The sequence below is a fragment of the Pseudomonas fluorescens genome (assembly GCF_001307275.1).
Classification (GTDB): Bacteria; Pseudomonadota; Gammaproteobacteria; order Pseudomonadales; family Pseudomonadaceae; genus Aquipseudomonas; species Aquipseudomonas fluorescens_AA.
In genome coordinates, this window is the sequence record NZ_CP012831.1 from 1746870 (window position 1) to 1759285 (window position 12416).

General features: G+C 59.1%; 12 protein-coding genes. 3 read left to right on the forward strand and 9 right to left on the reverse strand.

Going from position 1 to position 12416, the window contains the following annotated elements:
* Positions 1 to 47 precede the first annotated feature (47 nt).
* Positions 48 to 362 carry a putative quinol monooxygenase gene (locus AO356_RS07830; protein WP_060739282.1) on the forward strand — a complete coding sequence of 105 codons (315 nt, stop codon included), beginning with the start codon at positions 48 to 50 and terminating at the stop codon, positions 360 to 362.
* Here AO356_RS07830 and AO356_RS07835 read toward each other — a convergent pair.
* The gene (locus AO356_RS07835; protein ID WP_060739283.1) at positions 352 to 1116 is read right to left on the reverse strand and encodes a sulfite exporter TauE/SafE family protein; all 765 of its coding nucleotides are present in this window, start codon (positions 1114 to 1116) and stop codon (positions 352 to 354) included. The genes AO356_RS07830 and AO356_RS07835 overlap by 11 nt on opposite strands.
* A 216-nt stretch (positions 1117 to 1332) precedes the next feature.
* Between AO356_RS07835 and AO356_RS07840 the strand changes: the two genes are divergently transcribed.
* Both AO356_RS07840 and AO356_RS07845 read left to right on the forward strand, forming a co-directional pair.
* Complete coding sequence (locus AO356_RS07840; RefSeq protein ID WP_060739284.1) at positions 1333 to 2214, forward strand: LysR substrate-binding domain-containing protein; 882 nt, start codon at positions 1333 to 1335, stop codon at positions 2212 to 2214.
* Positions 2215 to 2311: 97 nt separating this feature from the next.
* Positions 2312 to 2656 (forward strand): cupin domain-containing protein, encoded by a 345-nt coding sequence (locus AO356_RS07845; RefSeq protein WP_060739285.1) that lies wholly within the window; start codon positions 2312 to 2314, stop codon positions 2654 to 2656.
* A 67-nt stretch (positions 2657 to 2723) separates the two neighbouring features.
* On the opposite strand, the gene gntB is transcribed toward AO356_RS07845, so the two are convergent.
* The 8 genes from gntB to AO356_RS07885 form a co-directional block, all read right to left on the reverse strand.
* A complete protein-coding gene (gene gntB / locus AO356_RS07850; RefSeq protein WP_060739286.1) occupies positions 2724 to 3710 on the reverse strand; it encodes a guanitoxin biosynthesis L-arginine gamma (S) hydroxylase in 987 nt (328 codons plus the stop codon).
* A 202-nt stretch (positions 3711 to 3912) separates the two neighbouring features.
* Positions 3913 to 5028, reverse strand: coding sequence for an aminotransferase class V-fold PLP-dependent enzyme (locus tag AO356_RS07855; protein ID WP_060739287.1), 1116 nt, complete (start codon positions 5026 to 5028; stop codon positions 3913 to 3915).
* Positions 5029 to 5031: 3 nt separating this feature from the next.
* A complete protein-coding gene (locus AO356_RS07860; RefSeq protein WP_404942925.1) occupies positions 5032 to 6213 on the reverse strand; it encodes an MFS transporter in 1182 nt (393 codons plus the stop codon).
* Between the two features lie 23 nt (positions 6214 to 6236).
* Positions 6237 to 7541, reverse strand: coding sequence for a hypothetical protein (locus AO356_RS07865; protein ID WP_060739289.1), 1305 nt, complete (start codon positions 7539 to 7541; stop codon positions 6237 to 6239).
* Complete coding sequence (locus AO356_RS07870) at positions 7538 to 8599, reverse strand: threonine aldolase family protein (RefSeq protein WP_060739290.1); 1062 nt, start codon at positions 8597 to 8599, stop codon at positions 7538 to 7540. The genes AO356_RS07865 and AO356_RS07870 overlap by 4 nt, the downstream gene beginning before the upstream one ends.
* Positions 8600 to 8610: 11 nt before the next feature.
* A complete protein-coding gene (locus AO356_RS07875) occupies positions 8611 to 9573 on the reverse strand; it encodes a proline dehydrogenase family protein (protein ID WP_060739291.1) in 963 nt (320 codons plus the stop codon).
* Positions 9574 to 9851: 278 nt separating this feature from the next.
* Positions 9852 to 10739: a 3-hydroxyisobutyrate dehydrogenase gene (gene mmsB, locus AO356_RS07880; protein WP_060739292.1), complete on the reverse strand. Its 888-nt coding sequence runs from the start codon at positions 10737 to 10739 to the stop codon at positions 9852 to 9854.
* A 10-nt stretch (positions 10740 to 10749) separates the two neighbouring features.
* Positions 10750 to 12276 (reverse strand): CoA-acylating methylmalonate-semialdehyde dehydrogenase, encoded by a 1527-nt coding sequence (locus AO356_RS07885; RefSeq protein WP_060739293.1) that lies wholly within the window; start codon positions 12274 to 12276, stop codon positions 10750 to 10752.
* Positions 12277 to 12416 lie beyond the last annotated feature (140 nt).

A 12416-nucleotide genomic window follows, 5' to 3' on the forward strand; every position in this document is an offset into this window, starting at 1 on the left:
TTGTTGCCGTAAGCTCCGACACCTCTTTTACTTCAGGAGCCATCTCGATGAGCGAACTGCACGGTTTCATCCTGCATGCCAAGACCCGCCCGGAAAAAGCCGAAGCCTTCGAAGCGCTGTTTCGCGCCTACGTCGAGCCAAGCCGTGCCGAGCCCGGTTGCATCGAATACCACATGCTGCGGGACCAGCAGGATCCAACGCTGTTTATCTTCTATGAGATCTGGGCCTCCCAGGCGCATCTGGAGGTGCACTCGAACCTGCCGCACATGCGGCAATTCTTCGAGCAACGCATGGACTATCTGGAGCGCGACTTCGACATCCGCCGCGTCGACATGCTCAGCCCGTCCTCGGCTAGCCGCTGATCAGCAAATGGCCGCCGAGCACGCCGAGGCCGATGAAAAATGCCCGTTTGAACAACACGGCGCTGATCCGCTGGCGCAACCATTGCCCCAGCCACATCCCCAGCAGCGCCGGTGCCAGCGCCAGTAACGAAGCGCTCAATTCGCCGCCGCCCAGTTCGCCGCGCCACAACAGGCCGGCGGCCAGGGCCAGAGTAGAAACGGTGAATGACAGGCCCAGGGCTTGCACCAATTCATCCTTGCTCAAGCCCAGCGCTTGCAGATAGGGCACCGCCGGAATGACGAACACACCGGTGGCGGAGGTGATGAGGCCGGTCAGCAGCCCACAAAGCGGAGCGATCCACGATTCGGCACCGGGACCGACCCGCAGCGTCGGCAGCAACAGCCCGCTCAACGCATACAGCAACAACGCCCCGCCCAAGGCCCGCACCACCCAAGCCCCACCCGTCATACCGATCCACAGCGTACCGAGCCCGGTGCCCATGAAAATCGCCAGCAGCAGCGGCCACAGGCGCCGGATCAGGGCTTGCAGATGACCGCCAAACGCCAGTTGCCAGAGATTGGTCAGGGTCGCCGGGATAATCAGCAACGCCGCAGCCTGCGCCGGAGCCATAGCCAGCCCGAGCAAACCCATGGAGATGGTCGGCAGCCCCAGGCCGATCACACCCTTGATGGTGCCGGCCAGCAGGAAGGTGGCGATGACCAGCAGGGAAAGGGCCAGGCCGAGATTTTGATAGAAAGCGATGAGTGTGTTCATGGACGTATCGTGCACCCCGGGACTTGGCTTGAAAATCTGCCATATACTGAGGGTGCCTCTCTTGTGGCAAGAGGCTGTTCATTCGCTGATGCTGCCGACGCTATCGCGAGCAAGCTCGCTCCCACAGGGGGATTGCATTTCAAACTGTGGGAGCGAGCTTGCTCGCGACGGCGATGTACCAGACACCAGACAAACCCGGCACAGGATCACCCGCCCATGCACTTCGACCTCACCGACCTGCGCCTCTACCTGAACATCCTCGACACCGGCAACATCACCGCCGGTGCGGCCCGCAGCCATTTGTCCCTGGCCGCGGCCAGTGCGCGGGTCCGGGCCATGGAAGCCTCCCTGGGCATCGACCTGCTTGAGCGCGGACGGCGTGGCGTAACCCCAACGCCGGCTGGCAGGGCCCTGGCCGAGCACGCCCGAGTCCTGTTGCAACAGGCCGAACGCCTGCAACAGGACCTGGCCGAATACGCCAAGGGCGTCAAAGGCCGGGTGCGATTGTTGTGCAACACCAGCGCCATGACCGAGTACCTGCCCGAACTGCTGGCCGGTTTTCTCAAGACCCATCCCAACCTCGACATCGACCTGCAGGAATTACCCAGCTCACGGATCACCCATGCGCTGCGCCAGGGCGCGGCGGACCTGGGGATCGTTTCCGACGCGGTGGACACCCACGGCCTTCAGGCCTGGCCGTTTCGCGACGATCCACTGGTCTTGATCCTACCGACCGGGCACCCACTGGCTGACGGTCGAGCCGTGCGTTTCAGCGAGACCCTCAGCCACGACTATGTCGGCCTGAACGCCTCCAGTGCCCTGGCGATTCACCTGGAAGAACAGGCCCTGCACATCGGCTCGCGCATGCAAATCCGCATTCGCGCCGATGGTTTCGACGGCATGATTCGCATGGTGGCCCATGGTGCAGGCATTGCCATCGTGCCGAAGGCGGCCATCGACCGGCGCCCGCCCGAGCCTTCGTATCACTGCGTCCCGCTGCAAGAGGCCTGGACCCACCGGGCGCTGCTGCTGTGCGCCCGCCACTTCGACGGTTTGCCGGCCTACGCCACGGCCCTGGCTCGACATCTGGCCGATTGATGCGCGCTTCTGGATAGCTCGATGTCGACCACAGGCATCTATCCGCCCAGGCCACGCGTTAGGGTGCCTGTTCTCTTCCGCCCCTTTCGGAGTTCACATGACCGCCCCCATCACCGTCCTGCGCGACACCCATCCGCTGCCCGTACTCGATGCCTGCAAATGGGAAAAACTCGAAGGCGACCCGCACACCGTCAACCTCAACGCCTACACCAGCGAAGACGGCAGCAAGATCATGGGCACCTGGATCTGCACACCCGGCAAATGGTATGTGGAATACGTGAAGTGGGAGTACTGCCATTTCCAGGAAGGCTACTGCATCATCACCCCAGAGGGCCTGGAGCCGATCCATCTGCGCGCCGGTGACATCTTCGTCATCGAGCCAGGCATGAAAGGCACGTGGGAAGTGGTCGAGACCGTGCGCAAATACTTCGTCTTCGCCTGACGAACGCGCTTGACCGATACGCTGTGCTCAAAGGCGCGCCTGGAGCACAGCGCAGCATGACCGCCCGCTATGCCGTCACGTCGACGGTGCTGATTTTACCGCTGCGATACGCCTCGAATATCTGATGCAGGCTCGATCGGGCATCGCCTTTCGCAGTGAAAATGCCGCCACACCCCCGATTGGCCGCCGCATAACTTTCATCCTCCATCAATATCTGGTGCGCCTGCTTCAGGTTCCAGAACGGCACGCCGGCAAACAGGTGGTGCGTCAGATGATAGTTATCGCCATGCATACCGATAAACAACCGCTCGACCGGCGTGGGGAAACGATTGCGCGTCAACTGCACCTCATCCTGGTACACCCCGAACATGCCGAAGTGCTCGGAAATCTCGGAGAGCCAGCCAATCACCTGGAACACCGTGAAGTAAGGAACCAACCAGAACAGGACATAAGCCCACGGGCCGACAAAGTAATTGAAGAGCAACAACATGGCGCCATGAACCGCCAGAAGCTTCAAGCCCTGTAACGGATTGGCCAGGATGTCCCCCGCCCGGTTCTTGACCAGATAAAGGAAGTACTTGTAGGTGTTGACCAGCGTCACGCTCCTGAACAAATGACGGAACAGGAAGTCCAGACGGTCCTGAGCCTCGTACAAACCCGACTCGATGTAGAAACGATGATCGGGATCCTTCAGCTTGTCGCCCAGATGGTGGTGGTGCATCTGCACATGGGATCGACGATAGGCTTCATAGTCCTGGAAGATGGGGTAGGCCAACAAATACTCACCGACCCATTTGTTAAGCGCCTTGCTTTGAGCCAACGTCATATGCGCCGCTTCGTGCAAAAGCGAGGCAAGTGCCCGCTGCCGAGAGCCAATGAACAACAATGCCAGCGGATAAAGCGCGTTATAGCGATTGGCTAGAAATATCGCCGAGACAATGATCAGAAGATCCGCACCCAGGGCAACCAGCCAGTGCCAATTGTCTTTTTTGTACAAAGGCCGCAGACGCAGCCTGAGTGCAGCAGAAGGATTAAACCTGTTCACATCGTTCATCGGAATTCCCTTTCGTAACTCGAAGTGATGAATACAGGCGCGAAACGCCTGCGCAACCTTGATTACTTCCCCGGACAAAACAATTAATGCAGTACCACTGCCGCAGACGGTCACCTGCCAGGCACACGACGCACATTCCATTGCGACAAACCGCACGATATAGACTTTTTATTTACAGGCTATTGATTGCCTCATTGGTCATTTACAACTCGGTCAGTACCGCGATGAACTCATCCACGTCTTGAGCGTTGTTCCTCCCATTGATGGAAACGCGCACAAAACGCTCATGCCCCTGCGCCAACATGAAGTACGGCGTATGCGATGCATATCCCGGCCAAGCGTTGATACCTCGGGCCCGCAGATAACTGACGAGTTCTGTCGCCGAACGACGCTCATGGGTGAACGCGATGATGCCCTGATGGTGAGTGCCCGGAGCAATCAAGTTGACACCGGGGGTCTCTGCCAGACGCCGGAACAGCACTCGATAGAGCTCGGACTCCGCCCCGTAGGCGCTCGACAGGCGCTCTTTGATCGCCTGGTTCAAACCCACTACGGCCGCGTTGTTACGCTCGGCATATTCAAAACAGCGGGCATCTCCCACCCCTCGCGTGACGACGCCGCTGACATCGACCGTGGCCCGGCCCAGGTCAGTGAAACGAGGCTGCGCGGTGGCCAGGAAACGCTCGGACAGGTAGGCAAACCCTGTTCCCCTTGGCCCACACAGGAACTTTCTGCCGGCAGCCGTCAACACATCGCAGCCGGCGGCGCCCACGTCCAGCGCCAGCATGCCCGCCGATTGACAGGCATCGACAAAGTACCAGGCCGAGTAGTCGCGCAGGATATCGCCCACCGCCTCGATGTCATTCACGATGCCACAGCAAGAAGGGACATGGACGATCGAGACCAACTTGACCTCGGCGCTCATGTGCCGGGCCAGCCATTGCAGGTCGAGGTTGCCATCGGCCAGCAGCGGCATCACTTCAACCACTACCCCATGCAGGCGCTGCAATGTTGCAAGTGCGATCAGGTTGCCCGCGTATTCGTAGGGCGTGACCAGAACACGTGCGCCTTCAGACCAGGTCAATGCCTCCAGTGCGGTCACCCAAGCCTTGGTCGCCCCATCGAAAAGCGCCACGTTACGCGCATCGGTGCCCAGCAGCCGGGCAATGTTTTCATAGACCTCAACGTCCAGCACAGAGGCGTAATTCAATTCGGTTTCATAAGCCCCCGACTCGAACTCGTCCTGCAGATAACGTTGCATCAGCTTCAGCGTCTCGGCAGACATCAGCCCCGAACCCGCCGTATTGAAGTGAATCATCAATCACCTCTCGCGCCTTGAACCCAGGAAATAAAACAGACTGGCCACGACCACGCACATGGATAACAGGTAGAACACCGCCCAAGGTGCAAAGAGCGACAGGGCAACACCGCATAGCACCGGCCCCAGCGCGGCCCCCAGGTTGGACAGGTTTTGCGCACCGTAGTAAACGCCGCGCATATCCTCCGGGGCGATGTAATCGATGAACAGGTATTCCACCGGGATAATGATGATTTCACCCACGGTAAAAACGATCATGGCCAATACCCAGGCCAGCGGAGTCTGTGCGTAACAAAACCCCATCAGGCCCACCACGAAAAACAACATGCCCAGCATCAACATCCGGAACAGATTGTTCTGGTTGATCCTGGAGCCGACCAGGTATTGCAAACCGATCACCACACACGCATTGGTGGTGACCAGATAGTTGATGATCTTGTAGGTGTTCTCCGGCGTGCTGGTCACGATCAGGTATTGCGACAAATAGGCCGTGAACTGACCGAACACGACAGCACTGAGAACGCCTCCGATCGTAAAACACACCAGCTTGTAGTTACGCACCAAATGGACCAGCACGCGGGCAAAATCACGATTTGGCCGCTCTACGCCTTCTCCACGAGGAAGCCGTGCCCCCAGCCCGCTGTACAACACGACAAAAGCCACCCCGATCAAGGCCGAGACCGCAAACGGCAGGCCGGGACTGATTTTCGCGCACAGCACACCCAGGAAAGGGCCGATGGCATAACCGACGTTGGTCAGCGTGTACTTCATGGAAAACACGCTCGCCCGCTTGTCCACCGTCACCAGGAAACCTATGCCTGATTTCACCGCGATGTCGATCACCGCATAGGCGAGGTTGACCACCACGATAGCGATGATGAACGGCACCAGGCTGGCCACCTGATAAGCCACGGCAAACGCCAGGGCAAACAGCGTGGCGGCACCGAGCAGGATCCGGTAGTTGGAAAACCGGTCCACCAGAAAACCGCCGTAGACCCCCAGGATGGAGCTGACGATCAGCGCGCCGCCCACCACAAGACCGATATCGGTGACCCCCAGGCCAAAGGCCTGGGAGAAATAAACCACCAGATAAGGCAAGGCCAGGGCCCGGGCAACGGTCAGGATGAACGTCGCCGACAGCAGCAGAACCACGGGCCGGGTATACACCTTGAATCCACCCTGCACCGCCAGCTCTCCCGACACGTCTTTCATGACAACATTTCCCTGTACACGCCGGGTTCGTCCTCGCGCAGCAACTCGATGCTCTTCTGAATGGCTGCACGGTCACGGTCGAGAATGAACACGTGGCCCGGGCAGTTCTCCAGGGAAACGGTTTCCTTGAGCGCCCCTTCGTCCTGAATCTTGATGCTGTGTACGCCCGGGATCGCTTTCCACCGGGCGAGGTCCGGCGCACGCTTGATGGGCCCGGCCTGTCGAGCGATCAGGAACACGCAGCTGGAATGGAAATAAAGCTTGTTTCTCGGGCGCTGCCGGTAATCGAGAAAGGCCTGGGGGTTGATCAACGAATCGATCCACAGGCTCAACTGGTTATGCCCCAAGGCCCGGGTATAGGCCGACAGGTCGATGCCGCCCGGCATGCGTGCCGCGGTTTCAAGCAACACCGGTTCGTCGTCGACAATCATCAGTTCGCTGTGACCGACACCCTGCTGGATACCCAGTGCATCGAGCACGGAAAAAATGTATTGCGACAGGCGACGGTAGACGTCGACATTGTCCACCGGGCACATCAGCTGGTTGTAGTCGTGCACGGGCGAATCGCCAATCCGAGTGCGGTACACCCGGATGATTTCGCTGACATAGTGCTGGCCGTCGACACTCACGGTATTGACGCAGTATTCGATGTCCACGTCCGTGGATTTGCTCGCCGACAACTCCGAGTTGAAATCCGAATTGTCCAGATACTGCTGGACCAGGATTTCCTCGTTGCTTTCAAGGAACAGGTTCTGGCTCGACTTGATGACCTCGAAGGCCTGTTCGACTTCGCTTTCCTGCGTACAGATATGAATATTGTCGGATCCGGCACTTTTGATCGGCTTCAACACCACCGGCAGGATGCGTTGTTCTTTTACCCACTCCAGAATCGCTGCCAGCGAATCCGACTTGAAATGCTTGATCGAGCGCACACCCGCCCGCTGCAAGGCTTCATGCATTTCGAACTTGTCGCGCCAGCGAACAGCGTGCGCCGGATCATTGTGGCGAGGAACATCGAACAGGCCCGCCAGATGCGCAGCCAACTCAACGCCAAACTCGCAGCCGGCCAGCACGAACTGCACCGAGTAATCGGACAATGCCTGCTGCAGCTCGGCGTCAGAGTGATAGAGAACGTCCTGGATAAAGTCGGCCGGCCGGAGCCAGGACTTGTAGAAGGCGTTGACATTGGCGGTGGAACGCACGTGCACGCATTCGAATCCACGGGAAATAAAGGCGGGCGCGATGAGGCTGCCGATCGAATAGGCATCCACGATCAGCACAATGTTTTTCTTATAGATCACTTGATCGTCTCCGGGGCACGGCTGAGTTCGCGGACGGTAGCCTTGATAATCCCGGCGGCTTTATGAATATCGTCGCGGCTGATGTTGAGATGCGGCATGAAGCGCATTTCCCTGGCGTTATAAGGCAAGCCCCCCACCCCTTTCTGACGCAGAAGAGCGGCGAACTGCACCGGCGCGACACCCAGCGCGGAAATGTCCAGGGTGACCATGTTCGTGCCCTTGTAGCGCGCAGGCGCCTCGTCGATGTCATTGAGCAACTGGTGCAGCAACGCCGCGTGCTCATGGTCGTCGGCCAACCGCTCGACGTGGTTTTGCATCGCATAAAGCCCGGCCGCCGCCATCATGCCGGCCTGGTGCAAATCACCACCGAACCATTTGCGGTATTTTTTGGCACGCAGTATCAGTTCTTGCGACCCCACCATGATCGAACCGATCGGCGCCCCCAATCCCTTGGACAGGCACATGGACAGCAGATCAGCGTTGTCGGTGTATGAAGTCACATCGATGCCGGAGGCAATCGACGCATGGAGAATGCGTGCGCCATCGAGATAACGATAGGCACCGATATCCTTGGCGTAAGCAAAGACATCGTTCATTTGTTGCAGCGGAAAGATGTCCCCGCCTTTGCAGCCGAGGGTGTTTTCGATCACCACCACCCGCGGCAAGGCATAGTTCTGACTCCAGCGGCATTTGGAGGCGTGGAGTTTTTCCAGGTCAGCGACGTCGAACAGGCCGTTGTCGTGGTTGGACAGCGAAAAGTTGACCCCTGAAAAAGCCGACGTCGAGGCCGACTCATAGAAATTGATGTGGTACGAAGCGTCGAGGAATATCTCGTCGCCCGGGTTCGTCAGTGCCTTGATCGCCAACTGGTTGCTCAAGGTGCCGCCCGAGGTGAACAGCGCCGCTTCCTTCTGGAAGTAATTGGCGCAGTACTCCTCCAGTGCCCGCACCGTCGGGTCTTCACCGAAGCAGTCATCACCCACTTCAGCCTGATAAATCGCCTTGCGCATGCCTTCCGTTGGCTTGGTTACCGTGTCGCTTCTCAGATCGATAAACATAAATTGCTCCGTTAGTAACCTGCGCCAAAGACGATGCGAGAGGGATCGTAGAAGTCAGCGAGGGATTCCAGGACGTTTTCAGGCGACTCGGCGAGTCGATGCAGAAAATGCAGGTACCAGCTGTCGCCATAAACCGCCGCGATACGACAGGCCAGCCCGGCCTCCTTGGCTTTACGCAACGTCTCGGGTTGCACACCGTGGAGCATTTCCAGTTCCTGGATCTGCGAGTGGTAACCCTGCTCGAAAATGCGCTTGATCAGGTTGGGGTCCTGCGTCGCGCAACTGACCGCGATGTTGGCCTCGAGAAGTTCGGCGAGTAATGTCAAATAGCGCTCATCCAGTTCTGTACCACGGGGGAGGGCTATTTCACGCGCTTCGTTATATACACCTTTAACCAATCGAATCTTACGACCATACCCAATGATTGCGGGTAAATCATCAAGCGTTCTATGCAAGTGTGCCTGTACTGTTAGACCAATATTGGAATGATCGGGCGCCAGCTGGGAATACACTTCGAGGATCTTATCGACCGCCGAAGAATGCTCCATGCTAATCATCACGGAAATATTATGTTCTGCGGCAGCAGACAGGATAGTGGCGGCGTTGCGATAGGCCGTTTCCTGGGAAATGAGCATGCCCACGGCACTTAGATCAAACCCCAATTGCGGCGTTAGTCCGGCCTTGGCGAACGTCTGGATAGACTTCAGGTATTCATCGACGAAGGCCTGCACCACGCGCGGATCATGGTTCTCCTCGCCGACATACTCCACGCCGAGTCGATAGCCTTTGTCGTGGAGTAATTGGAGTTTTCCAGCGAGCTCTTCTCGATCGGAAGAGACGATATAGCGGTGGGCTGCTTGCTCGAATAATTTGAAGAACAACGAGTCTTTGCTGAAGGCGTCACGACATTCTTGATTGAGCGCCAACTTTTTAAGGGCAGCAGATATAAGTACGCACGTATCCTGCGAAGGCATGGGTATCGCTCCTTGATAATGATTGCTCGTCCTGAGCGCCGAGTATTGTGCAACGATTTTTTTCTGTCAAGGCTCCATAACTATAACAACTCGTTATCACTCACAACGTTTCATATATATGAAACCACAGACACTCAAGACAATTTCATACTAACTATCGTTTATTACAGCTTCACGGCAAATCTCGCCCAGCCAGCTTATTTCCCAGGCCAGCGAGGCGGGCGGCTTGAACAGGAGATTGTGTGGCGAGGGAGCTTGCTCCCTCGCCCATTGCACGCTTATTGCGGCTTGCGATAGCTGTTAACAATCGCCGAAAAATCCTTGCCGCCCTCGCCCCGCTGGCTCATCGCCTGGTACAACTGCTGCGCCACCGCCCCCAGCACCACCGGCTGATGGGCCTGCCGCGCGGCTTCGGTCGCCAGGCCAAGGTCCTTGAGCATCAGGTCGGCGCCAAAGCCACCCGTGTAGCCACGGGACGCCGGCGCCGTTTCGATCACGCCCGGCCACGGGTTGTAGGTGTCCGAACTCCAGCAACGCCCCGTCGAGCTGTTGATGATCCCGGCCAGCACTTGGGTGTCGATCCCCAAGGCATCGCCCAGCGCCATGGCCTCGCTGACGCCCACCATGGAAATGCCCAGCAGCAGGTTGTTGCAGATCTTGGCGATCTGCCCGGTGCCGACTTCGCCACAGTGCACGATGTTACGGCCCATTTGCGCCAACACCGGTTGCAAGGTGGCGAACAACTCAGCCGTGGCGCCGACCATGAAAGTCAACGTACCCGCTGCCGCACCGCCGGTGCCGCCCGAAACGGGCGCATCGGCCATCGCCACCCCTTGTTTCGCAGCGGCAGCCGCTACGTCGCGAGCGGTCTGTGGATCGATGGTGCTGCAATCCACCGCCGGCGTGCCAGCGGCGATACCGGCCAGCACACCGTCCTCACCCAGCCAGACGCTACGCACATGGGCGGCGGCCGGCAGCATGGTGATCACCAGCGCAGCGCCCTGGGCCGCGTCGCGAGGCGAGGCACTGACGGTGCCGCCCAATGCCGCCAGCTCGGCCAGCACCGTCTGGTTCAGGTCGAACAGGTTCAGCGAATGGCCGGCCTTGAGCAGGTTGCGCGCCATGGGGGCGCCCATGTTGCCCAGGCCGATAAATGCGATGTTCATGTCCGGCTCCTTAACGCAAATTGATGGTGGTGTTCACACCGTCATTGACGCTGTCATCATCGAACCAGCGCGCGGTCACGGTCTTGGTCTGAGTGTAGAACTGCACCACTTGTTTGCCGTACGGGCCGAGGTCGCCGAGTTTCGAACCACGGGAACCGGTGAAGCTGAAGAACGGCACCGGCACCGGGATCGGGATGTTGATGCCCACCTGGCCAACGTCGATTTCGCTCTGGAATTTGCGCGCCGCCGCACCGCTCTGGGTGAACAGGCCGGTGCCGTTGCCGAATGGGTTGGCGTTGACCAGGGCAATCGCCTGATCCAGGGTGTCGACTTCCAGCACCACCAGCACTGGGCCGAAGATTTCCTCGGTGTAGATGCGCATCTCGGTGGTCACGCCGGAAAACAGGGTCGGACCGACAAAATTGCCCTGCTCGAAGCCCGGCACGCTGATGCCACGGCCATCGAGCTCCAGCTTCGCGCCTTCCTTCACGCCGCTCTCGATCAACTCGAGAATCCGCGCCTTGGCCCGCTTGGAAATCACCGGACCAACGTCGGTGCCCGGCTCACTGCCGGCGTTGACCTTGAGCTTCTGCGCCAGGGCCTTGAGCTCCGGCAACCATTGTTTGGCCGCGCCCACCAGCACCACCACGGAGGTGGCCATGCAGCGCTGGCCAGCCGCGCCAAAACCGGCGCCGACCAGGGCGTTGAGAGTCTGCTCACGATTGGCATCGGGCAACACCACCGCGTGGTTCTTGGCCCCCATCATCGACTGCACGCGCTTGCCATGGCGACCCGCCAGGTCATACACGTGGGTGCCGACCGCCGTCGAACCGACGAAGGAAACCGCCTTGATGTCCTTGTGGGTGCAGAGCGCATCCACCACGTCCTTGCCGCCGTGCACCACGTTGAGCACACCCGCCGGCACGCCGGCCTCGATGGCCAGTTCCACCAGCAGCATGGTCGACAGCGGATCCTGTTCCGACGGCTTGAGCACAAAGGTGTTGCCGCAGGCGATGGCCATCGGGAACATCCACAGCGGAATCATCGCCGGGAAGTTGAACGGCGTAATGCCCGCGCACACCCCGATCGGTTGGCGCAGCGTGTAGGTGTCCACGCCACCGGCGACGTTCTCGGCAAACTCGCCCATCTGCAGGGTGCCGATGGAACAGGCGTGCTCGACCACTTCCAGGCCGCGGAAAATATCGCCCTCGGCGTCAGCGATGGTCTTGCCCTGTTCGGCGCTGAGCACCGCGGCGATGCGCTTGGAATGTTCGCGGATCAACGCCTGGAGCTTGAGCATGATGCGCATCCGCGCACCGATGGGCGTCAGTTTCCAGGTCTGGAACGCACGCTGGGCAGCGGCGATGGCGGCATCGACTTCCGACGCCGTCGCGAATGGAACCTTCGCCAACACCTGTTGGGTAGCCGGGTTGACGATGTCGTGCCATTCGCTGGATTGGGATTCAACCCATTCGCCATCGATCAACAGTCTGACGGTTTGCAGGGCGGTGTCGCTGGGCGTAAGGGAAACGTTCATGCTGGCCTCCGGGATTGTTCTTATAGAGAGCGCTGGTTCAGCAAAGACCAAGGTGCATGGGGCACGCATGGTGATGAGACGGTTTTTGGAGTATAGATGTGCAAACTTCTAATAAGAATGCACATAAAAGCCGGTCCATC